At 63.6% G+C, this 20,018-nt stretch carries 22 protein-coding genes and 1 pseudogene; 15 read left to right on the top strand and 8 right to left on the bottom strand.

The annotated features are described in order from the left end of the window. Positions 1-2: 2 nt before the first annotated feature. The 10 genes and pseudogenes from ACZ0AJ_RS18660 (at position 3) to ACZ0AJ_RS18705 (ending at position 8,416) form a co-directional block, all read left to right on the top strand. Positions 3-1,136: an MlaE family ABC transporter permease gene (locus tag ACZ0AJ_RS18660; protein WP_499455926.1), complete on the top strand. Its 1,134-nt coding sequence runs from the start codon at positions 3-5 to the stop codon at positions 1,134-1,136. Beyond that, positions 1,136-1,994 (top strand): annotated as a pseudogene (locus ACZ0AJ_RS18665) (ABC transporter ATP-binding protein). Before ACZ0AJ_RS18660 ends, ACZ0AJ_RS18665 begins: the two are co-directional and overlap by 1 nt. 1 nt (position 1,995) lies before the next feature. Then, entirely contained in the window at positions 1,996-2,943 is a 948-nt protein-coding gene (locus ACZ0AJ_RS18670; protein ID WP_499455927.1) for an MlaD family protein, read from the top strand. An 8-nt stretch (positions 2,944-2,951) separates the two neighbouring features. Next, positions 2,952-3,578, top strand: a complete 627-nt coding sequence (locus ACZ0AJ_RS18675) for an ABC-type transport auxiliary lipoprotein family protein (RefSeq protein WP_499455928.1) — start codon at positions 2,952-2,954, stop codon at positions 3,576-3,578. After that, positions 3,575-4,717 carry a VanZ family protein gene (locus ACZ0AJ_RS18680; protein WP_499455929.1) on the top strand — a complete coding sequence of 381 codons (1,143 nt, stop codon included), beginning with the start codon at positions 3,575-3,577 and terminating at the stop codon, positions 4,715-4,717. Before ACZ0AJ_RS18675 ends, ACZ0AJ_RS18680 begins: the two co-directional genes overlap by 4 nt. Positions 4,718-4,750: 33 nt before the next feature. Further along, positions 4,751-5,074 carry a (2Fe-2S) ferredoxin domain-containing protein gene (locus tag ACZ0AJ_RS18685; protein WP_183555244.1) on the top strand — a complete coding sequence of 108 codons (324 nt, stop codon included), beginning with the start codon at positions 4,751-4,753 and terminating at the stop codon, positions 5,072-5,074. 2 nt (positions 5,075-5,076) lie between these two features. Beyond that, complete coding sequence (locus tag ACZ0AJ_RS18690; RefSeq protein ID WP_183555243.1) at positions 5,077-5,706, top strand: alpha/beta hydrolase; 630 nt, start codon at positions 5,077-5,079, stop codon at positions 5,704-5,706. 103 nt (positions 5,707-5,809) lie between these two features. Further along, entirely contained in the window at positions 5,810-6,955 is a 1,146-nt protein-coding gene (locus ACZ0AJ_RS18695; protein WP_183555242.1) for a D-alanyl-D-alanine carboxypeptidase family protein, read from the top strand. Between the two features lie 223 nt (positions 6,956-7,178). Then, positions 7,179-8,105: an aldo/keto reductase gene (locus ACZ0AJ_RS18700; RefSeq protein ID WP_499455930.1), complete on the top strand. Its 927-nt coding sequence runs from the start codon at positions 7,179-7,181 to the stop codon at positions 8,103-8,105. Next, positions 8,105-8,416 (top strand): metal-sensitive transcriptional regulator, encoded by a 312-nt coding sequence (locus tag ACZ0AJ_RS18705; RefSeq protein WP_499455931.1) that lies wholly within the window; start codon positions 8,105-8,107, stop codon positions 8,414-8,416. Before ACZ0AJ_RS18700 ends, ACZ0AJ_RS18705 begins: the two co-directional genes overlap by 1 nt. A 32-nt stretch (positions 8,417-8,448) precedes the next feature. Here ACZ0AJ_RS18705 and pssA read toward each other — a convergent pair whose 3' ends face one another. Then, complete coding sequence (pssA, locus tag ACZ0AJ_RS18710) at positions 8,449-9,231, bottom strand: CDP-diacylglycerol--serine O-phosphatidyltransferase (protein WP_499455932.1); 783 nt, start codon at positions 9,229-9,231, stop codon at positions 8,449-8,451. A gap of 141 nt (positions 9,232-9,372) precedes the next feature. On the opposite strand from pssA, the gene ACZ0AJ_RS18715 reads away from it, so the two are divergent. After that, entirely contained in the window at positions 9,373-10,341 is a 969-nt protein-coding gene (locus ACZ0AJ_RS18715) for a CAP domain-containing protein (RefSeq protein WP_499455933.1), read from the top strand. Further along, positions 10,338-10,970, top strand: a complete 633-nt coding sequence (locus ACZ0AJ_RS18720) for an Hpt domain-containing protein (RefSeq protein WP_499455934.1) — start codon at positions 10,338-10,340, stop codon at positions 10,968-10,970. Before ACZ0AJ_RS18715 ends, ACZ0AJ_RS18720 begins: the two co-directional genes overlap by 4 nt. On the opposite strand, the gene ACZ0AJ_RS18725 is transcribed toward ACZ0AJ_RS18720, so the two are convergent. After that, positions 10,960-11,175 carry a hypothetical protein gene (locus tag ACZ0AJ_RS18725; protein ID WP_499455935.1) on the bottom strand — a complete coding sequence of 72 codons (216 nt, stop codon included), beginning with the start codon at positions 11,173-11,175 and terminating at the stop codon, positions 10,960-10,962. The genes ACZ0AJ_RS18720 and ACZ0AJ_RS18725 overlap by 11 nt on opposite strands. Before the next feature lie 211 nt (positions 11,176-11,386). Next, positions 11,387-11,968, bottom strand: a complete 582-nt coding sequence (locus ACZ0AJ_RS18730; protein ID WP_499455936.1) for a DUF1439 domain-containing protein — start codon at positions 11,966-11,968, stop codon at positions 11,387-11,389. 207 nt (positions 11,969-12,175) lie between these two features. Here ACZ0AJ_RS18730 and ACZ0AJ_RS18735 point away from each other — a divergent pair, with 207 nt between their 5' ends. Continuing rightward, positions 12,176-12,568, top strand: a complete 393-nt coding sequence (locus ACZ0AJ_RS18735) for a Rap1a/Tai family immunity protein (RefSeq protein WP_499455937.1) — start codon at positions 12,176-12,178, stop codon at positions 12,566-12,568. Positions 12,569-12,763: 195 nt separating this feature from the next. Here ACZ0AJ_RS18735 and mnmE read toward each other — a convergent pair whose 3' ends face one another. The 5 genes from mnmE to rpmH all read right to left on the bottom strand — a co-directional run bounded on the left by mnmE (position 12,764) and on the right by rpmH (position 16,871). Beyond that, the gene (mnmE, locus tag ACZ0AJ_RS18740; protein WP_258838055.1) at positions 12,764-14,143 is read right to left on the bottom strand and encodes a tRNA uridine-5-carboxymethylaminomethyl(34) synthesis GTPase MnmE; all 1,380 of its coding nucleotides are present in this window, start codon (positions 14,141-14,143) and stop codon (positions 12,764-12,766) included. Between the two features lie 213 nt (positions 14,144-14,356). Then, a complete protein-coding gene (gene yidC / locus ACZ0AJ_RS18745) occupies positions 14,357-16,036 on the bottom strand; it encodes a membrane protein insertase YidC (RefSeq protein ID WP_499455938.1) in 1,680 nt (559 codons plus the stop codon). Between the two features lie 8 nt (positions 16,037-16,044). Beyond that, positions 16,045-16,317, bottom strand: coding sequence for a membrane protein insertion efficiency factor YidD (yidD, locus tag ACZ0AJ_RS18750; RefSeq protein WP_183555235.1), 273 nt, complete (start codon positions 16,315-16,317; stop codon positions 16,045-16,047). Continuing rightward, entirely contained in the window at positions 16,314-16,709 is a 396-nt protein-coding gene (rnpA, locus tag ACZ0AJ_RS18755; RefSeq protein ID WP_258838052.1) for a ribonuclease P protein component, read from the bottom strand. Before rnpA ends, yidD begins: the two co-directional genes overlap by 4 nt. A gap of 27 nt (positions 16,710-16,736) precedes the next feature. Next, positions 16,737-16,871, bottom strand: a complete 135-nt coding sequence (rpmH, locus tag ACZ0AJ_RS18760) for a 50S ribosomal protein L34 (protein WP_040378179.1) — start codon at positions 16,869-16,871, stop codon at positions 16,737-16,739. A 358-nt stretch (positions 16,872-17,229) separates the two neighbouring features. Between rpmH and dnaA the strand changes: the two genes are divergently transcribed. Beyond that, positions 17,230-18,657, top strand: a complete 1,428-nt coding sequence (dnaA, locus tag ACZ0AJ_RS18765; RefSeq protein ID WP_183555234.1) for a chromosomal replication initiator protein DnaA — start codon at positions 17,230-17,232, stop codon at positions 18,655-18,657. A gap of 96 nt (positions 18,658-18,753) precedes the next feature. Next, positions 18,754-19,860, top strand: a complete 1,107-nt coding sequence (gene dnaN, locus ACZ0AJ_RS18770) for a DNA polymerase III subunit beta (RefSeq protein WP_499455939.1) — start codon at positions 18,754-18,756, stop codon at positions 19,858-19,860. The last annotated feature ends 158 nt before the right edge of the window (positions 19,861-20,018 follow it).

A 20,018-nucleotide genomic window follows, 5' to 3' on the forward strand; every position in this document is an offset into this window, starting at 1 on the left:
CAATGCAGATTGAAAATGCGCCAACATTAACCATTCAACAGGCCGGCCAGGGGGCGGGCCAATCTGTCATCGCCAGCGGGGTCTGGCAAGTCCACGGCCTGTCGCAGCACGGTATATTGAAGGGCATCACGCGCCAGCTCGCGGGCCTGAAAGACAAATCGGCCTGCACCTGGGACCTGTCCGGCGTCGATAGCCTCGACCACATCGGCGCCCAGATGTTCTGGAATACCTGGAACAAGCAGCGCCCACCGCGCCTCACGCTCGACCCGCGCCAGGAAGACCTGTTCAAGCGCATCGAAGCAGCCAGCAAGATCACGCTGCCGCGCCAGCGCGTCAGTCCCTTCGACTGGCTGATCAGGCTGGGCGCCGGCATGCTCGACTTTTTTGCGCACCTGCGCAGCTTCATTGGCCTGATCGGTATCGTGATCCAGGACCTGTGGCGCTTTGTGCGCCGCCCGGCCACCGGCCCGTGGCGCGAAATCTCGGCCAATATCTATCACTCGGGTTTTCAGGCACTGGGCATCACGGCGATCGTGGGCTTCTTGATCGGGATCGTGCTGTCGTTCCTGTCGTCGCAGCAGCTGCGCATGTTCGGCGGCGACGCCTACCTGGTCAACATCCTCGGCATGGCGGTGATCCGCGAACTGGGTCCTCTGCTGGCGGCGATCCTGGTCGCCGGCCGCTCCGGTTCGTCGATCACGGCGCAACTGGGCGTCATGCGCGTGACCGAGGAGCTCGATGCGATGCTGGTGATGGGCGTCTCGCACGGCTACCGCCTGATCCTGCCGAAGGTGATCGCGCTGGCGATCTCGATGCCGCTGCTGGTGGTATGGACCGATGCGATGGCCCTGCTGGGCGGCATGGTGTCGGCGAAAATCGAGATGGGCATGTCATTCCGCTACTTCCTGCAAAAGCTGCCCGACGCGGTGCCGTTCGTGAACTACACCATTGGCCTGCTCAAGGGCGCGACCTTTGGCGTGCTGATCGCGCTGATCGCGTGCCACTTCGGCCTGCGCATCAAGCCCAATACCGAAAGCCTCGGGCGCGGCACCACGACCTCGGTCGTCACCGCGATCACGGTGGTGATCCTGGCCGACGCGGTCTACGCGATCATCTTCAGCAACACGGGATTCTGATGGCCGACACCCAAGCACAATCCCCCCAGCGCCTGAACCTGCGGCCCGACGAAGACGTGGGCAAACCCGTCGTCGAGATCCGCAACCTGTGGACCCGGTTCGGCCGCACCGTCGTGCACCAGGACCTGAACCTCGAAATCTACGATGGCGAGATCCTGTCGATCGTCGGCGGCTCGGGCACCGGCAAGACCGTGCTGCTGCGCCAGATGCTGGGCCTGGAGCGCCCGTCGCAGGGCAGCGTGCACGTATTCGGCGAAGACATCAGCGCGGCCAAGCCCGAGCAGCTGCAACGCATGCGCAACCATTGGGGTATGCTGTTCCAGCAGGGCGCGCTGTATTCGGCGCTGAACGTCTTCGACAACATCGCCCTGCCGATGCGCGAGCTGCATGCGCTGCCCGAGGACGTGATCCGCGACGCGGTGCTGCTCAAGATGGACATGGTGGGCCTGGGGCCGGAACACGCGGCCAAGATGCCATCCGACCTGTCCGGCGGCATGGTCAAGCGCGCGGCACTGGCACGGGCACTGGCGCTCGAGCCGCAACTGCTGTTTCTCGACGAGCCGACCGCAGGCCTGGACCCCGACCTGTCGGACGCCTTCGTCACGCTGATCCAGACGCTGCACCGCGAACTGAAACTGACGGTGGTGATGGTCACGCACGACCTGGACACGCTGTTCGCGCTGTCCTCGCGCATCGCGGTGCTGGCCGAAAAACACGTGCTGGCCGTCGGACCATCGTGCGACGTGCTCAAGGTCGAGCACCCGTTCATCAAACACTTTTTCCTGGGCCCAGCGCGGCCAGCGGGCACTGGAAGTGCTCGACGAGCGCCGGGCCCAGAACGAATCGGAGACACACTAGTATGGAAAACAGGTCACATGCGCTGATGACCGGCATCTTCACAATCGCTCTGTTGGTGGCGACGGTGCTGATCGGCCTCTGGTTCAACCGCGACAAGACCGAACTGGTGCCGTACGAGATCGTCACCACCCAGTCGATTCCCGGCCTGAACCCGCAAGCCACGGTGCGCTACCGGGGCCTGGAGATCGGGCGCGTCGACACCATCGTGTTCGATCCGCGCGTCACCGGCCAGATCCTGATTCGCCTGTCGGTCGACGAAGCCTCGCCCATTACCAGCACCACCTATGCCTCGCTCGGCTACCAGGGCGTGACGGGCATCGCGTTCATCCAGCTGAACGACGAGCGCACCGGGTCGCCGCGTCTGGCCACCGGTGGCGAGCGCATTGCCCGCATCCCGCTGCGTCCCGGCCTGCTCGACCAGCTCGAGGACCGCGGCCTGGCGATCCTCGACAAGGCCGAAAAGATCACCACCAGCCTCGATGAGTTGCTCAGCCCGGAAAACCGCGCCACGATGCTCGGCGCGTTCGAGAGCGTGGACCGCGCCGCCGAGGCCTACGCGGCGATCCCGCAGCGGCTCGATCCAGTGCTGGACCGCTTGCCGTCACTGGTCACGAAGGTCGACCGCAGCATGGACTCGATCGACACGCTGGCCACCAGCGCCACCTCGATGACGCGCAACTACGACAACCTGGCCACGCGCCTGCAAGCCCCGGACGGCCCGATCGAACGCCTGAACAGCACCATCGGTGCGCTCGGCGCGGCCACCAGCGAGCTGGAACTGGAAACGCTGCCGCACGTGGTGCAGATGACCGACGAAGCACGCGCCTCGCTGCGCGCCGTGCGCCGCACCGCGAATTCGTTCTCCGACCGCCCGCAAAGCATCCTGTTCGGCACACCGGGCGATGCGCCCGGACCGGGCGAGCCGGGCTTCGCGCCCCCGACCAAATGAGGACCACCGTGAATTTCCGCCCCTACCGCCTCGCCGTTGCCGTGACCGTTGCTGGTGCCGCGCTCTTGGCCGGCTGTGCCAGCAACAAGGGCGCGCCCAATACCATCTATGACTTCGGCGCGCCATCGGTCCAGCTGTTCACGGCTGCCAATCCATCGTCGCACCTGCCTCCGATCGTCGTGATGGACGCCACCGGCGGCGCTGTCCTCGACAACGAACGCATGGTGTACCGGCTGAACTATGCCGACCCGCTGCAAGCCCGTACCTACGCCGGCAGCCGCTGGAGCGGCACGCCGCTCGATTTGATCACGCGGCGCCTCAAGGTGCGCCTGGCGCAAGCCGGTGTCACGGTGCTGTCGGCCACCGACGCAGCCAACCGCGTGCCGATCCTGCGCATCGAGGTCGACGACTTCGTGCATGCGTTTTCCAGCGCCAGTGCAAGCGAAGGGCAGATCCTGCTGCGCGCGTCGGTCCTGGTCGACCATCGCCTGGTGGCCCAGAAAAGCTTCGCGCACAACGCCCCTGCCCCGAGCCAGGACGCCGCCGGTGGTGTGGCCGCGCTGGCCGCCGGTACCGACCGGATCGCGCTCGATCTCAAGAACTGGCTGTCGACCCTCGACCTGCAGGGCAAATGAGCGACGAGGCCATCTCCGCCGAAGTCGCGGCCGGGCGCTCGCGCGGCTCGCCGATCGTGCGCGCCGCGCTGATGGCGTATCTGCTGCTGATCATCTATGCCAGCTGGTTTCCGTTCACCGGCTGGCGCGATACGGGCGTGGCGCCGCTGGCGTTTTTGAATCTGGTCAAGCAGCGTTACTTCACGGGCTTCGATGTCGGCGTCAATATCGTCGGCTACATCCCGTTCGGGCTGCTGCTGGTGCTGTCGTTCTATCCGCGCGTGCGTGGCATCTGGGCGGTGCTGCTGGCCGCGCTGATCGGCATCTTCACCACCGGCGTCATGGAAACGGTGCAGAACTTTTTGCCCAGCCGAGTGCCGTCGAACCTCGACTTCGTCACCAATGCGGGCGGCGCGCTGCTCGGCGCCGTGCTGGGCGCCTTGTGGGCCCCTGGCCTGCTCGATCGCAGCCGCCTGTTCAAGCTGCGCCAGCGCTGGTTCGCGCCGCATGCGAGCCAGGGACTGGTGCTGGTGGCCATGTGGCCGCTGGCGCAGATCTACCCGCAAAGCTACCTGTTCGGCCATGGCCAGGTGCTGCCGATCGTCTCCGGCTGGTTGTCGTCTTGGTTCGATACCGAGATCGACCTGGTGGCCATGCTGCGCCCCGGCGTGACGATGAGTGTCGAGCAGTACTGGCTGTCCGAGACCATCATCACCGCCTGCGGCATGACCGGCGCCGCGCTCACGCTGATGTGCCTCGTGCGCCGCGGCGCGCCGCGCTTCTGGCTGATGATCGCCCTGCTGGCGGCCGCGCTGGTGCTCAAGGCGTTTGCCAGCTCGCTGCTGTTCCGGCCCGATAATGCACTGGTCTGGGTCACGCCGGGCGCCGAAGGGGGCTTCTTGATCGGCATGATCATGCTCTCGGGCCTGGTGTTTGCGCCGCAGGTGGCGCAGCGGCGCCTGGCGGTGGTGACGCTGATACTGGCGCTGGTGGTCGTCAACACGATTCCGGTGAACCCGTATTTCTCGTCCACACTGCAGGGCTGGGTGCAGGGCAAATTCCTGAACTTCAATGGCGCGGCGTGGTTCCTGTCACTGAGCTGGCCGTTCTTCGCGCTCTGGTTCCTGCTGCTGCCGTCACATAAACTCAATCGCCAGTAAGATAATACTTCTGCCTTTTTCGACGAGAACGCCATGACCGACCAACCGTTTTACCAGCACCACGTATTTTTCTGCATGAACGAGCGCGAAGGCAAGGATGCGCGCCAGAGCTGCGGCAAGTGCGGCTCTGAAAAAGCCCAGAAACACGCCAAGAAGCGCATCAAGGAACTGGGCCTGAGCGGCGAAGGCAAGGTGCGCATCAACCAGGCCGGTTGTCTCGACCGCTGCGAAGAAGGCCCCGTGCTCGTGGTGTACCCGGAAGGCGTCTGGTACACCTATGTCGATAACGAAGACATCGACGACATCATCGATACCCACCTGGTCGGCGGCAAGGTCGTCGATCGTCTCAAGATCTGACCATGAACATCCACTCGCAAAAATTCTATCTGGACGGCGACGCCGGCAAGATGCAATGCCTGCTCGACCTGCCCGACGACGCCCCGCGCGGCATCGCGCTGGTCGCGCACCCGCACCCGCTGTACGGCGGCACCATGGAAAACAAGGTCGCGCAGACGCTGGCGCGCACCTTCGTCACGCTGGGTTACGCCGTGGCGCGCTTCAATTTCCGCGGTGTCGGTGAATCCGAAGGCGTGTACGACGACGGCAAGGGCGAAGTGGACGACATGGCGATCATGTACGAGCACATGCGTGCGCGCTACCCCGACCTGCCGGTGACGCTCGCCGGTTTTTCGTTCGGCACCTTCGTGCAGGCGCAGTTCGCGCTGCGCCTGGAAGCCGAGGGCCGCGCGCCCGAGCGCCTGGTACTGGTAGGCACCGCGGCCGGCAAATGGCCGATGCCGCCCGTGCCGCAAGACACGATCCTGATCCACGGCGAGCAGGACGACACGATCACGATGCAGCAGGTATTCGACTGGGCTCGTCCGCTGGATATCCCCGTGATCATCATTCCGGGCGCCGACCACTTCTTCCATCGCCGGCTCGGCCACATTAAAAATCTGGTCGTTCAACTGTGGCGCCGTGACATTTAACGGTCACAGTCCCCTATAATCATTCCCTTCTCTTGAGGCAGTGCCCCCGGGCATTGCCTTGCGCTCTACCACCGCTCCACCTTTTACAATGACGAACGTTTCCATGAAAAAACTGTTAGCGGCCTTTGCCGCCAGCCTGGTAATGATCTCGGCCAGTGCGCAAACCGTGCCGGCTCCATCCATCGCAGCCAAGTCGTGGTTACTGCTCGACACCACAAGCGGCCAGGTCATCGCGTCGCAAGACCAGAACATGCGCATCGAACCGGCGTCGCTGGCCAAGATCATGACCGCGTATGTTGCGTTCTCGGCGATCCGCGACAAGCGCCTGTCGATGAACCAGATGGTCAATGTGTCCGAGCGCGCCTGGAAAGTCGACAGCAGCAGCTCGAAGATGTTCATCGACCCGCGCGTGCCAGTCTCGATCAGCGACCTGCTGCATGGCCTGATGATCCAGTCGGGCAATGACGCCGCCGTGGCGATCGCGGAAGCCGTTGCCGGCGACGAAGCCACCTTCGTCACGCTGATGAATCGCGAAGCGCAGCGCCTGGGTTTGAAGAGCACACGGTTTGCCAACCCGCACGGCCTGCCGGACGCGAACAACTACTCGACCGCCGCCGACCTGGCCAACCTGGCCTCGCACGTGATTCGCGACTTCCCCGAGTTCTACAAGATCGACTCGATCAAGCAGTTCACGTACAACAAGATCACCCAGCAGAACCGCAACCGCCTGCTGTGGCTCGATCCGACCGTCGATGGCATGAAGACCGGCCACACCGATTCGTCGGGCTACAGCATGATCTCGTCGGCGCGCCGCCCGAACGGCAGCACGGGCGAGCGTCGCCTGGTCGCCGTCGTGCTGGGCACCAGCTCGACCGAGGTGCGCACGCAAGAGAGCCAGAAGCTGCTGAACTGGGGCTTCCAGAACTTCGACACCGTGAAGCTGTACTCGAAAGGCCAGGCGATCCAGACCCCGCAGATCTGGAAAGGCTCGCAGCCGACCGTGAAGATCGGCTTCACGCGCGACATCCTGGTGACCGTGCCGAAGGGCGTGGCCGGTAAACTCAAGCCGGTGCTGGAGCGCCGCGATCCATTGGTCGCGCCGCTGGCGCGCAATGGCGCGGTCGGCACGCTCAAGATGACGGTCGACGGCAAGCCGCTGCTGGTGCTGCCGGTCGTCGCCCTGGAAGAAGTCCAGGAAGCGAGCATCTTTGGCCGCGCCTGGGATTCGATGCGTCTCTGGATGCAGTAATCCGGTCGCCAGACCCGACAAGCCCGCCCGCGCAGCAGCGCCGGCGGGCTTTTTTTACCCCGGAATGCTGAACCGTCATTCCCGCGCAGGCGGGAATCCAAGTCCGTTGCGTGCCAGGATCAAGGCTGCAGCAAGGGTGTGCAACCTGGGTTCCCGCCTTCGCGGGAACGACGTATCGGCTACCGCTATAATCGTGTAATCCTGTCATGACGAAAGAAACCCGATGTCGCCTGCCCTGCCTGCCGATCTGCGCTGCCCCCGCACCCTCACGCGCGAAGGCGGCCCGACGCTCTCGCGCATCGTCGCCGGCATGTGGCGCATGACCGAATGGGCGATGCCGGTCGCAGCGCGCGTCGAGTTTATCGAACAATGCATTGCGCTTGGCGTGACCTCGTTCGACCATGCCGACATCTATGGCGACTATGGCGTCGAGCTGCTGTTTGGCGAGGCCCTGCGCGCCCAGCCTTCACTGCGCGCCCGCATCGAACTGGTGAGCAAGTGCGGCATCCGGCTCATGTCGGCCAAACATCCCGGCCACACGATCCAGCATTACGACACCGATGCGGCGCACATCATCGCGTCGGCCGAAGAATCGCTGCGCCGCCTGCATACCGACCACCTCGACCTGCTGCTGATCCATCGGCCCGACCCTTTGATGAACTTCGACGAGATTGCCGAAGCCTTTACGCGGTTACAGACGGCCGGCAAGGTGCGGCACGTGGGCGTGTCGAATTTCACACGGCACCAATTTGAGTCACTGAACCGCCGCGTGGCCCTGAGCACCAACCAGGTCGAGTTCTCGCCGCTCGTGACCACGCCCCTGTTCGACGAAACTTTCGACGGCCTGCAAGACCTGGGCATCGCGCCGATGGTCTGGTCGCCACTGGGTGGCGGGCGCCTGTTCGATCCAGCGAATGAACGCGCCGCCCTGCTGCGCCAGACGATCCAGGGCATTGCCGATCGTTTGAACCAGCCGTTTGCCAGCGTGGTGTTCGCGTGGATCATGCGCCTGCCAAGCCGGCCGATTCCACTGACCGGCACCGGCCGCATCGCGGCAATTGCCGACGCGGTGGCCGGCACGACGTTCGCGTTGTCGCGCGAGGACTGGTTCCAGATCCTGCGCGCCGCGCGCGGCCACGAGGTCGCCTGATGCTCGAGGCCCACGTCAAGATCGTCGAAGGCAAGGCGCTGACGGCGCCGCAAAAGAAGGATCTGCTGAACCGGCTGGCACGGATCGAGGGCCAGCTGCGCGGCGTGCAGAAACTGATTGCACTGGCCGACACGCCAGTGGACTGCGACGCAGTGGCGCAGCAGATGGCGGCAGCACGCAAGGCGCTCGACCGCTCGTTCGTGCAGCTGCTGACCGCGTCGATCGTGACGCAGACGAGTGGTGCGGCCGACCTGCCTGAGGCCCGCGAACGGGCCGCACACCTGGCCGCAATGCTCGACAAGTTCGCCTGAACGAAAAAACGGCCCTTGTCAGGGCCGCCGGTTCACTCTTCGTCGTAGACTTTTGGCTGCGCCACGCCGCGCCAGCCCATCTTCCAGCCGATATTGAGCAGCAAGGTCAGGCTGATGTACACCAGGAAGAACAGCACGAAAAAGCGCGTCTGCAGCACGGCCAGCAAGGCCGCGCAGACGGCGACGATCACGATCATCAGCTTGCCGCTCGGGTGCTTGGAGCTGGGGAAGCGGATGGTCGAGACCATCAGCGCGCCAACCACCACCATCAGGCCCGCGACCATGAACGCCTGGGCCATCTGGGTAACCGGATCGGGCCAGGCCACGACCACGGCCGACACGCATGCCGCGCCGGCAGTGATCGGCATGCCCACGAAGTAGCGCGGGTCGGTGCGGCCCTGGCTGATATTGAAGCGCGCCAGACGCAGCGCGCCGCAGGTGACGAACACGAAGCAGGCCAGGCCACCCATGCGCACCAGCGTCGGATGCACGTCGTTCAGTTGCGTGAAGCCGTAGCAGTACAGCAGCAGGCCTGGGGCGCAGCCGAAGTTCATCACGTCGGCGATCGAGTCGAGCTGCATGCCGAAGCTGGACTGGGTATTGGTGGCGCGTGCCACGAAGCCGTCGAGCGCATCGAACACGCCGGCCAGCACCAGCAGGATGGCGGCCAGGCGGAAGTCGCCCGGGGCGCCCACACCCGCATTGTCGACCGAGATCACGATACTGGCGAAGCCGCAGGCAATCGACAGCAACGTGACGGAACTCGGCAGGGCGAACTTGGCGCGTGCGAGGCGTTGTTGGTTAATAGGCTTCAATGGACGACTCGACAAGATAAATGATGGCTTATTCTACAGCCTGCAAAACAAGGTGGTTGCGCGTTGACGTCACCACCCGCCGTCACATCCGGATTTGCCCTAGAATATCAAATTACACCCCGTATTGACAGGAGTTGCAAGATGAGCTATACGCTCCGTTGGCAGTTAATGATCCCAGCCCTGGCCGCCGTCCTGGGCCTGGCTGGCTGCGGCAGCAGCGATAGCGACAGCCTGTCCGGCCAGGTTACCGGCGGCACCGCCGTCAATCCGGATTCATCCGTGGCACCCGACCCCATCGGGATCGCGGCGCCGACGCAGACCGGCAATATCGCTGTCGACGGGCGCAACTGGATCAACTACCGGCGCGGCCAGATCGGTGTACCGCAGGTACCCGAGAACGCGCAGATCAACAACGCCGCGCTCGGGCATTCCGAATACCTGCGCGTCAATAACCTCATGAGCCACGACCAGGTCGCCGGGCGCCAGGGCTTTACCGGCGCCGACCTGGGCGCGCGCCTGAACGCGGCCGGCTACACGTTGCGCGCCGATCGTGGCTATGCCTACGGCGAAGTCATCTCGGGCAGCCGCAACGGCTCGGGCTTCTACATGGCCGAAGAACTGATCACTGCGATCTACCACCGCTTCGTGATCTTCGAGCCGATGTTCCGCGAGATCGGCACCGGCGCGGCCACGGCCAGCAGCGGCTACCGCTACTTCACGGCCGATTTCGCCAGCCGCGACGGCTTCGGTCCCGGCATCGCACGCGGCACGCTCGTCACCTGGCCGTTCAATGGCCAGACCCAGGTCGTGCCGAACTTCTTCAGCAATACCGAGCAGCCCGACCCGGTCCCCAACGCCAACGAAGTGGGCTATCCGATCAGCGTGCACACCAACCTCGATGCCAACGTCACGGTCACGGGCTTCACCGTGCGCCCGCGCGGCGGCAGCGACCTGACCGTGCTGCGCGTCCTGCCGCTGTCCGACAACAAGCCTGCTGCCGCCATCATCCCGCTGCAGCCGCTGCGCGGGTCCACCGTCTACGACGTCAGCTTCGCCGGCACGGTCAATGGTGCGGCCGTCACGCGCACCTGGTCGTTCACCACCCGGTGACGGACGCCCCGAGCGGCGACGCCGCAGCCGTCATCGACCTTGCGGCAGCTCTGGACCGGGTCATGGGCGACCGTGCGATGTTCCTGCGCCTGCTGGCGCGCTTTGCCGCCGACTACCGCGACCTGATCGCGCGCCTGCAAGCTGCCATCGCTGCCGGCGACACCGTGCTGGCGCAGCGCATCGCCCACACGCTCAAGGGCGCGGCCGGCATGATCGAGGCACTCCCGCTGCGCCGCCTGGCGCTCGAGGTCGAACTGGCGCTCAAGGCTGACGGCGCGGCGCCGCCGGCGCTGATGGATGCACTGGACTGTGAGCTGACGCGGGTGCTGGTGGAAGTGGATGCGCTGCTGGTGGCGCCGGATGCGGCGCCTCTGCCGGTGGTGTCGTCAACGGCAGCGCCAGCGCTGCCGGTCGATGCGCGCGACCTGACGCGGCTGCGCGCAATGCTCGACATCGGCGATGGCCGCGCGCCCGAACTGGTGGCGCTGCTAAGGCCACGCCTGTTGGTCACGCTGGGCGCCGACCGCATGGCGGCGCTGGAGAAGTCCATCGAGCGTTTCGATTTCGAACATGCGTTGCTGCTGCTGGCGCATGCAGGCAACGCATCGCCGCTAGACCTCAACGCGTAAACTCGGCCTCTTCGTCGAAGGCGTCGGCGCAGGGCTTGCCGCAGAAGCGCCGCACGCTGTCGAGCGGCTTTTCGCAATACCAGCATGAGCCCTTGGCGGGCAGGTTGGCGCGGGTGGGCGCGGCGCTCACGGCGGCGGCAACCGAGACGGGCGGTGCCTGGAGCGGCCTGCCACCGTTCGGAAAACTTTCATAAATCGTTTCCAAGATCCACCCCCTGATACGGCAACCTGAAGTCAGAGAAAGATTACTTCAGTGGAACTCCATGCCCATGAGAAAGCGCAAGCGGGAGCCCAACTGGCGAACCCATCCTGCGGTTCGTTGCGTATCAGTGTGCTCCGAATGCAATGTGGGTGCAATCCCTGATCTGCCGTGCCGATGCAATTTGACGCAACTGCAACATGCGGATCGGGCTGGGTTACTTCGCCGGTTCGAGCGTGACCAGGAGACCCGTGCGGGTGGTCTGGATGCGCGTCGGGACAAATTGGACGCCGGCGTAGCGCAAGTCCTTCTGGTCAAACGCATACACCGGCATGTCGCGCGCAACGGTGTCGATCAGCGTATTGGCCACGCGCGCGAGCCGGCGCTCGGCCTCGGGATTGCCAAGCTGCAGGCGGTCGACGCGTGGCTCGGCCATCATGACGGCGGCGCGCCCTGGATCGATGTACAGGCGGCCCGAGAACGCAACGTTGCCAGCCCAGGCGCGCGCAAACGGCGGCGCGACTGACGCATCGACGGCGAGCGCGACCCGGTCCTGATCCGGCACCAGCGACAATTGCGGGCGCGTGAGCTGGACGTCAAAAATGTCCAGCAGGCGTTCATTGATCGGGAAGCGCTTGTCGAGGCTGGATTGCAGCTTGTGCAGCGGCAGCTCGACCTGACGCGGGCCGAGGACGCTGGCGCAGGATGACAATAGAGTGGCGCCGACCAGCATGGCGGCGAGCCGAAACAGCGTGCGGCGCGCAGGATGGGGGGCAAGGGTCGTGATTCGCGTGTTCATAGCAGCAAGCCTAGCATGCCCGGCCGTGTTGGCGCGCGACGCGTCGCGACAACAGCGGTGAGCGATGCACAAATGCGAGCCGTTGCGCTTTGGACAGCTACCGCTATTCGCACAGGCATTTCATACAAGTTGATGCGCTGGCGACGCGCAAGACCGTCTCAAGTTTTGGACGACACAATACTCACTCACAATTCATCGGAGGTGGGTATGGCGAATCGTATGAGGTGCGCAGTTCTGTGCGCTGTCCTGACGCTGATATGCGGCGCGGCGGCGCAGCCGCTTGGCGCATTCACATGGCACCTGTCGGGCGATAGGTTCGTGGCAAAGGTGGCCGGACAGCCAGGCGTGGATAAATGGAGCCAGCAGCCCGATGCGGCGTTCCAGCAGCGGTATGCAGAGGGCTATCAGGCAGGGGTTGTCGATGCAACGCAGGGGCGGCTGTGGTGCGCGCCGCGCGGTATGAAGCCGCTGGAAATCGATGATCGTATATGGGACGAGCTGCGCGGGCGCGCTGGCTCGATGCCGGGCAATGCAGCCGCCGAGCTGATAGCGCTGTATGTGGCTCGCTTCCCTTGCGCTGCCGAAAAACTACCCGAGTAACCGCGTCGTCAGCCGCGACACGTTGTTCCAGCAGATCGGGTGGGATGACCTGATCAAAAATCCCGGCTACGGCAATACCTGCGCAATTCGCGTCAGTTTGGCGCTGATCCGGTCGGGCGTCACAATCCCCGGTGGTCGCCTTCCTATCAAGAGGATCGAGCCGGGACAGGCATCGAATCCCCCATTGGCAACTATCTATTTTCCGATACAGAATCGCCCGAAAATCACCCCCAGCAAATCATCCGGCGTGAATTGCCCGGTGATGCTGGAAAGCTGATCCTGCGCCAGCCGCAGCTCTTCGGCAAACAGGTCCAGCGACTGGTCATCCTGCATTGCGTGCTGGCGCGCCAGTTCCAGATGGTCGCTTGCCGCGCGCAGCGCAATCAGGTGCCGCTCGCGCGCCAGGAACAGCGATTCGCCCGTCTGCTGCCAGCCAGCGATACGCAGCAGTTCGGCGCGCAGCAGGTCGATGCCGAGCTTTTCGTGCGCCGACAGATACAGGTGCACGGCGTCCGTGCTTTCATCTTTTGACGGCTTGTGGCCCGACAGGTCGATCTTGTTCCAGATGCGCACCACCGGCACGTTGGCCGGGAAGGCCGCGACGATGGCTTCGTCGGCCGCGCTCGGGCCCAGGTTCGCGTCGAGCAGGTGCAGGATCACGTCGGCCTTGCCCACTTCGCCCCAGGTGCGCTCGATGCCGATGCGCTCGACCACGTCAATCTCGTCGCTGATCGCGCGGATGCCGGCGGTGTCGATGATGTTCAGCGGGATGCCCTCGATCTGGATCGTCTCGCTGACCTTGTCACGCGTGGTGCCGGCAATCGGCGTGACGATGGCAACGTCGGCGCCGGCCAGTGCGTTCAGCAGTGACGACTTGCCCACGTTCGGCTGCCCGACCAGCACGACATTCAACCCTTCACGCAGCAGCGCGCCTTGCGCCGCCTGGCGGAACACGTGTTCCAGCGCCGTGATGATCCCGGCCAGCTGGCCGCGCGCGTTCGATTTTTCGAGGAAGTCGATTTCTTCTTCCGGGAAGTCGAGCGTGGCTTCGACCAGCATGCGCAGATTGGTCGTCTGGTCCACCAGCGTGTGCACCACTTGCGAAAACGCGCCCGACAGCGATTGCGACGCCGACTTGGCGGCAGCTTCGGTGGAGGCGTCGATCAGGTCGGCCACCGCCTCGGCCTGGGCCAGGTCGAGCTTGTCGTTGAGGAACGCGCGGCGCGTGAATTCACCCGGTTCGGCCAGGCGCAGGTCCATGCTGCTGCCCGCTTCCAGCACCCGTCCCAGCAGCATCTGCAGCACGATCGGGCCGCCGTGGCCCTGCAGTTCCAGCACGTCTTCGCCGGTGTACGAATGCGGCCCCGGGAAGTACAGGGCCAGGCCCTCGTCGATGATGTCGCCGTTGGCGGCCTTGAACGGGATATAGGTTGCGTGGCGCGGCGCGAGCGTCGCACCGGGGAACAGCGCGGCGATCAGCGCACCGAGTTCCTTGCCGGAGGCGCGCACGACGCCGATGCCGCCGCGGCCGGGGGCAGTGGCGATGGCGGCGATGGGTGAGGTATCGAGTTTCATGGAGCGATTGTAAGGGATTCGGGTGATGGGTATGGGGGATGACTTGGGTTCCCGCCTTCGCGGGAACGACGGTTTTCAAGCTGCGGGCTGCGACACAACCCATGACCCGTAAAGCCAACACGTCATTCCCGCGCAGGCGGGAATCCAAGTCCATCGCACACGCAAAAAAAACCCGCGCACAAGGCGCGGGTTTTTCGCAAGGACCAAGGCAGCTTACTTCGCTGCGGCCGTCTCGAACTTGCGCGTGATGACCCACTGCTGCGCGATTGACAGGATGTTGTTGACCACCCAGTACAGCACGAGGCCGGACGGGAAGAAGAAGAACACCACCGAGAACGCGATCGGCATGAACAGCATCATCTTGGCCTGCACCGGGTCGGTCGGCTGCGGATTGAGCTTGGTCGTGATGAACATCGACACCGCATAAATGACCGGCAGGATGTAGAACGGGTCAGGCTGCGTCAGATCCTGGATCCAGCCGATCCATGGCGCGCCGCGCATCTCGACCGAGGCCTGCAGCACCCAGTACAGGGCGAAGAAGACCGGCATCTGCACCAGGATCGGCAGGCAGCCGCCCAGCGGATTGATCTTCTCGGTCTTGTACAGCTCCATCGTGGCTTGCTGCATCTTGACTGGATCGCTCTTGAAGCGTTCGCGGATCGCCTGCATTTTTGGCGTGACCACACGCATCTTGGCCATGCTGCGATAACCTGCCGCCGACAGCGGGAAGAACGCCAGCTTGATCAGGATGGTCAGCGCGACGATGGTCCAGCCCCAGTTGCCCAGCATCGCGTGCAGCTGCGTCATGACCCAGAAGATCGGCTTGGCGATCACGGTCAGCATGCCGTAGTCCTTCACCAGCTCGAGGCCCGGGGTGATGGTTTCCAGCGTGCGCTCGTCCTGCGGACCTGAATACAGGCGCGAATCGACCGACACGGTGGCGCCAGGCGCCACGGTGCCCATCGACTGCACGGTACCGATCGCATACAGGTTCGTGGCGATCTTCTTGGTGAAGATGTCACGTGGCGCCCGGTCGGCCGGAATGAAGGCCGACACAAAGAAGTGCTGCGAGATCGCGACCCAGCCGTTGTCGGCCTTCAGCGCGTGATCCGCACTGCCCTTTTCGATCTGCTCGAAGGTCAGCTTCTGGTACTTGTCGGTGCTCGTGTACAACGTCGGGCCGGTGTAGCTTGGCATGAACCACGAATCGGTGGCCGGCTTGGTGCCGTCATGCTGCAGCTGCAGGTACAGCGATGGCTGGACCGGCGCAGTGCCGATATTGGTCACGTCGTGACGCACGCCGATCAGGTAGTCGCCCTTGCGGAACGTCAGCGTCTTGGTCAGGCGCACGCCGCCCTGCTCCGCATCCATCACGACCTGCACCTGGCCATTCGCGCCCAGCGTACGCACGCCAGGACGCACGGTGAACGGCGTGGTGTGGTTCGGCAGCACGCCAGCGGCGGTGGTGCCGATCAGGCCAGTCTGGCCCAGGTACACGTTCGGACCATTCACGCTGAACAGGACCTGGTTCTTGGTCTTGTCGAAGTGATCGCGGTACTGGAGCATCTCGAGGCGCTTGATCACGCCGCCGACCGGGTCGATGTCGACCTTGACGACGTCGGTGGTGACGGTAACGACCGGGCTTGCCACGGCGGCCACTGGCGCGCCGCCAGGAACAGCAGGCGCACCTGGCGTGGCCGGCACACCGGGCACGGCATTGCTGCCCGCTTGCGGTGCAGCCGGCACATCGGATGTCTTTTGCTGGGCAACCTGGGCCGGACGCGCCGGCGAGAACATCGACTGTTTGCCGTTAGCCACCATCCAATTGTTCCAGAGAACAATCAGGGAAATGGCGAACACGATCCACAGGACAGTACGTTTATTGAATTCCATTGGAGTCTTCAGGAGTGGTTGCAACCGCAAGCGGCTGAATGGGATTCCTTGGCGCCGTGAGGCGGCACCGGGTCGAGGCCGCCGGCGTGCCACGGATGGCAGCGGCCCACGCGGCGCGCGGCCAGCCATGAGCCGCGTGCAGCGCCGTGGACGCGCAACGCTTCGATCGCATAATTGGAACAACTGGGATAGAAACGGCAGCGCGGCCCGAGCATTGGCGAGATCAGCAGTTGATAACCGCGCAAGATCCCGACAAACAGCGAGACGAGCAGCGCTTTCATGCCGCGTCCACCGGCGCCGGGCGCCGCAGCTGCGACGCAAACAGGCGCGTCAGTTCCACCTTCAACGCGGCCTTCAGAGCCCGGTTCGTCGCCGGGCCATCCTTGCCGTTGACCGGCCGCGACAAGCGGACGATGCAATCGACAGGCGGCAGGCCGGTGGTGCGGAACAGTTCACGCGTGATGCGCTTGATCGTGTTGCGCGTGACCGCGCGCGGCGCAAAGCGCTTGGCCGCAACGACGCCCAGCCGCGCATGCGGCAGTGCGTTCGGTCGCGTATAGAGCACGAAATGCGCCGTTTTTTGCGCCGGCCGCAAACGAAAAACGGATGAAAATTCATCCGTTTTAACGATGCGCCGAACGCGCGCGAAGTCGTGCGAACCTTCGCCTGTCATCACTGACCGCAACGTGCGGTGTGTGACTTAGACAGCCAGACGCTTGCGGCCTTTGGCGCGGCGAGCGTTCAGGACTTGACGGCCACCACGGGTAGCCATACGTGCGCGGAAGCCGTGCGTGCGCTTGCGACGGACGACGGAAGGTTGGTAAGTACGTTTCATGGTGGTCTCGCTTAAAGCAAAATAAGATGCAAAATCGGGTCTGACTTGAGTCAGATTCGGCGCCGATGACAATTTCGCAGATTAAGCTCGCGTCATGCCACAGGTCTCTCTTCGCCCGACTACCAGCCGCTGAAATTATCAGCCTGACACGGTGCACGGACGGGGAACCCTGAATTAGACTCTAATTCGCGCATCAGTGTCAAGGTGGATGTTGTTTCGCAAGCCGCCATCACCGCCCTTCCCGGCCCCGCTGCCGGGCACCCCGACAGGCCGTTTCGGTGGAAAATATGTGTAGCGCCTGTGGATAACTTTGTCCGGTGCGGGTAAAATAGCGTGTTACGTATCAACAAGCGAAGTAATGGAAAATTTTTGGCAGACCTGTTCCGCGCAGCTAGAGCTCGAGCTCACGCCACAGCAATATAGCGCGTGGATCAAACCGCTGGTCGCCCTCGACTACGAAGACGGCAAGCTGCGCGTGGCCGCACCGAATCGCTTCAAGCTCGACTGGGTCAAGACACAGTTTGCCACCCGCATCACGGAGTTGGCAGCCCAGTACTGGGAAGCGCCGGTCGAGGTGCAGTTCGTGCTCGACCCAAAAACGCATCCGTCGCGCAACACGGTCAGTGCCGGTGCGTCCGGCTCCACCGCGACGGTCGACTTCAACGCCCCGCGCCCGGCGCCCGGCGCTGAACACCCGAGCCCGAACAGCGGCAACGGCCCGAGCCACAACCAGAACCTGAACATCGCCAACTCGCCGAAACGCGAGCAAAGCCGCATCAACACCGAGCTGACCTTCGACAGCTTCGTGACCGGTAAGGCCAACCAGCTGGCGCGCGCCGCCGCCATCCAGGTGGCGAACAACCCGGGCGTGTCGTACAACCCGCTGTTCTTCTACGGCGGCGTCGGCCTGGGTAAAACTCACCTGATCCATGCGATCGGCAACCAGGTCATGGCCGACCAGCCGAACGCGCGCATCCGCTACATCCACGCCGAGCAGTACGTGCGCGACGTCGTCACGGCGTACCAACGCAAGGGCTTCGACGACTTCAAGCACTACTATCACTCGCTCGACATGCTGTTGATCGATGATATTCAGTTTTTCGGCGGCAAAAGCCGCACGCAGGAAGAATTCTTCTATGCGTTCGAGGCGCTGATCGCCGCGAAGAAACAGATCATCATCACGTCGGATACTTATCCGAAAGAGATCACGGGCATGGACGACCGCCTGATCTCGCGTTTCGATTCCGGCCTGACGGTGGCGATCGAGCCGCCGGAGCTGGAAATGCGCGTCGCGATTCTGCTCAAGAAAGCGCAATCCGAAGACGTGACGCTGTCGGACGACGTCGCCTTCTTCGTGGCAAAACACCTGCGCTCGAACGTGCGCGAGCTCGAAGGCGCACTTCGCAAGATCCTGGCGTACTCACGTTTCCACGGCAAGGACATCACGATCGATGTCGTGAAAGAAGCGCTGAAGGATCTGCTGTCGGTGCAGAACCGCCAGATATCGGTGGAAAACATCCAGAAGACGGTGGCGGACTTCTTCAACATCAAGGTCGCGGACATGTACTCGAAGCGCCGGCCGGCCAACATCGCCCGCCCGCGCCAGATCGCGATGTACCTGGCCAAGGAACTGACGCAAAAGAGCTTGCCGGAAATCGGCGAACTGTTCGGCGGACGCGACCACACGACGGTGTTGCACGCGGTGCGCAAGATCGCGGGCGACCGCCAGAAGAATCCCGAATGCAACCACGAGCTGCACGTGCTGGAACAGACCCTGAAAGGGTAATCCGGCAGCAGCCGGGCAGACGCCTTGTGTTTGCTGCAGGCAATGGCACAATATCGTTTTAGTAATAATTAACCAATCAAACGTACTGAGGATAAAATGCAACTGGTCAAATCCACCCGAGATACGCTTCTCCGGCCACTGCAGATCGTGAGTGGTATTGTCGAGCGTCGGCACACTATGCCGATTCTGGCCAATATCCTCATTCGCAAAGATGGCCAGAACGTGTCGTTCCTGTCGACCGACACCGAAGTACAGATCACCACGCACGCCAATATCGGCGCGGGCGACGACGTTGCCGGCACGACGGTTGCCGCACGCAAGCTGCTCGACATCCTGCGCGCGCTGCCGGAATCGGGCGACGTCACGATGACGCTGCAAAACAAGCGCCTGGCCGTGCAGAGCGGCAAGTCGCGCTTCGCGCTGCAGACGCTCGCGGCCGAAGAGTTCCCGACCGTCTCGATCGCCGACACCTACAACGCTTCGGTCACGCTGCCGCAAAAGACGCTCAAGCACCTGTTCAACATGGTGTACTTCTCGATGGCGCAGCAGGACATCCGCTACTACCTGAACGGCCTGCTCCTGGTGCTCGACGGCAGCAATATTATTGCAGTAGCTACAGACGGTCACCGCCTGGCTTTCTGCTCGGTGGAAACCGAACAGCAGTTCGAACGCCAGGAAGTGATCATCCCGCGCAAGACCATCATCGAACTGCAGCGCCTGCTGGAAGAAAGCGATGAAACGGTCCGTCTGGACATCGCCGCGTCGCAAGTCAAACTGACCTTCGCCGACATCGAGCTGGTCTCGAAACTGGTTGAGGGCAAGTTCCCTGACTACACGCGCGTGATTCCGAAGGGTTACAAGAACGACTTCACGATCAGCCGCGATGAACTGCTGCGCTCGCTGCAGCGCGCCGCGATCATGACCAGTGACAAGTTCAAGGGCGTGCGCTGCATCATCGAGCCGGGCGTCATGAAGATCAGCTCGACCAATGCCGACCAGGAAGAAGCAGTCGAAGAACTCGAGATCGACTACGGTGGCGATTCGATCGACATCGGCTTCAACGTGACTTACCTGCTCGACGTGCTCAACAACCTGAAGTGCGACCAGGTCAACATCGCCCTGGGCGACTCGAACTCGTCGGCGCTGATCTCGATTCCCGAGGTCGGCGACTTCAAGTATGTCGTCATGCCGATGCGTATTTAAGAAGGCTGGCTGACCGGCGACGTAGCGTCACAAGTTAGCCCAACCCCGTCGTTCCCGCGCAGGCGGGAACCCAAGTTCGCTGGCGTTCACGCACACTTGGATTCCCGCCTGCGCGGGAATGACGGTTCCGGGGTCGCAGGCCAGAAGTTGCAGCCTGC

Source organism: Telluria sp. AC161 (assembly GCF_979258535.1).